The organism is Moorena sp. SIO3I6 (assembly GCF_010672095.1).
The window spans coordinates 1-1276 of record NZ_JAAHHU010001437.1; the positions used below are offsets into that span (position 1 = coordinate 1).

Below are 1276 nucleotides of genomic sequence, written 5' to 3' on the forward strand. Positions count from 1 at the left end.
GGGACTTTATCGAGAATCTGCACACAGGTTCCGATTACTCTTCCCCTCTCATCTCGGCAGGCTGAGGGATGCACTCCTCAGAAAACCATTTCAGGTTTCGATTCATTCAGACGCTTTCACGTCGCACAACGACCACAGTTTTATTTTAGCACAAAAAATTGCCTATTATAACATATGTTTTAAATTTTTGTAACGAATTGGAAGTAGGGAACAGGGAACAGGGAATAGGGAATAGGGAATAGGGAGTAGGGAGTAGGGAGTAGGGAGTAGGGAATAAAAATTCTCACAATTAATTTAAGTACTAAAAGTTCTCACTAATTAATTAACTAAATTAGTGGGAAGTAGTGCGATGCTCCTTTGGAGCCGCTACGCGATCGCATTTCCCAATTCCCAATTCCCGACTCCTGATTCCCGATTCCCGATTCCCGATTCCCTATTCCCCTTGTCAATTCTCTTTTTTTCCATTAAACTAGTATTATCGGAATAGTTAAGGAGGAGTCCACTGATGAACAAGTGTGTTGGTACCACTGAAGCCGCATCTCTGTTAGGAATTTCGTCTCGGCGATTGCGCCAACTCCTAGAGAAGGGTCGGGTCAGGGGTGCTTATAAAAGTGGGAAATTCTGGATTATTCCTCTGTTCAACCATTTGCCACAAATTACCAAAGGTAGCCGTGGACCGAAGGGCAAATGGCGTACCAGTCGTCCCCCGGCTTTAGCGAAGATTAATGTCAACCGCAATCACATTGGCTCGAATATGCACAAAAGCCGGGAAGAGCGGAAGCCAGTGATTTCAGTAAAACGAAAGGGTACCAATCTCTACGGCAACGAAGTCGAAATCCTCGGTCCTTGTAAGATTGTCTATCAGCCAGATCATCCCCTCGATTGTGGCGCTCGTCTGTGGATCGAAACCTTCAGTGATATTCACTTCATTGGTGGCAGTTTCCCCGCTAGCAGCTGAGCAGGGGAGATGGGGTGATGGGGGAGTGTGGGGCGGGGGCGCGGGGAGATGGGGTGATGGGGAGATAGGGAGATGGGGAGATGGGGAGATAGGGAGATGGGGAGATAGGGAGATGGGGAGATGGGGAGATGGAGAGATGGGGCGTGAATTCTTGTCCACTGTTCCCGACTCCCGACTCCTGTTCCCTGTTCCCTGTTCCCTGCTCCCTGTTCCCTGTTCCCCACTCCCGATTCCCGATTCCCGACTCCCGTTCCCCTCCTGGGAGGGGGTAGGGGTGGGTTCCGATTCCCGATTCTTAATTCTTAATTCTTAATTCTT

3 protein-coding genes are annotated in these 1276 nt (G+C 48.8%); all 3 read left to right on the forward strand.

The window, feature by feature from the left end:
- The first annotated feature begins 349 nt into the window (after nt 1–349).
- From F6K49_RS50045 to F6K49_RS50055, 3 genes are read left to right on the forward strand one after another with little or no spacing between them, the layout of a single operon-like run.
- Complete coding sequence (locus F6K49_RS50045) at nt 350–487, forward strand: hypothetical protein (protein WP_293030364.1); 138 nt, start codon at nt 350–352, stop codon at nt 485–487.
- 18 nt (nt 488–505) lie between these two features.
- The gene (locus F6K49_RS50050; RefSeq protein ID WP_293030367.1) at nt 506–958 is read left to right on the forward strand and encodes a helix-turn-helix domain-containing protein; all 453 of its coding nucleotides are present in this window, start codon (nt 506–508) and stop codon (nt 956–958) included.
- Nucleotides 933–1271, forward strand: a complete 339-nt coding sequence (locus tag F6K49_RS50055; RefSeq protein ID WP_293110279.1) for a hypothetical protein — start codon at nt 933–935, stop codon at nt 1269–1271. The genes F6K49_RS50050 and F6K49_RS50055 overlap by 26 nt, the downstream gene beginning before the upstream one ends.
- The last annotated feature ends 5 nt before the right edge of the window (nt 1272–1276 follow it).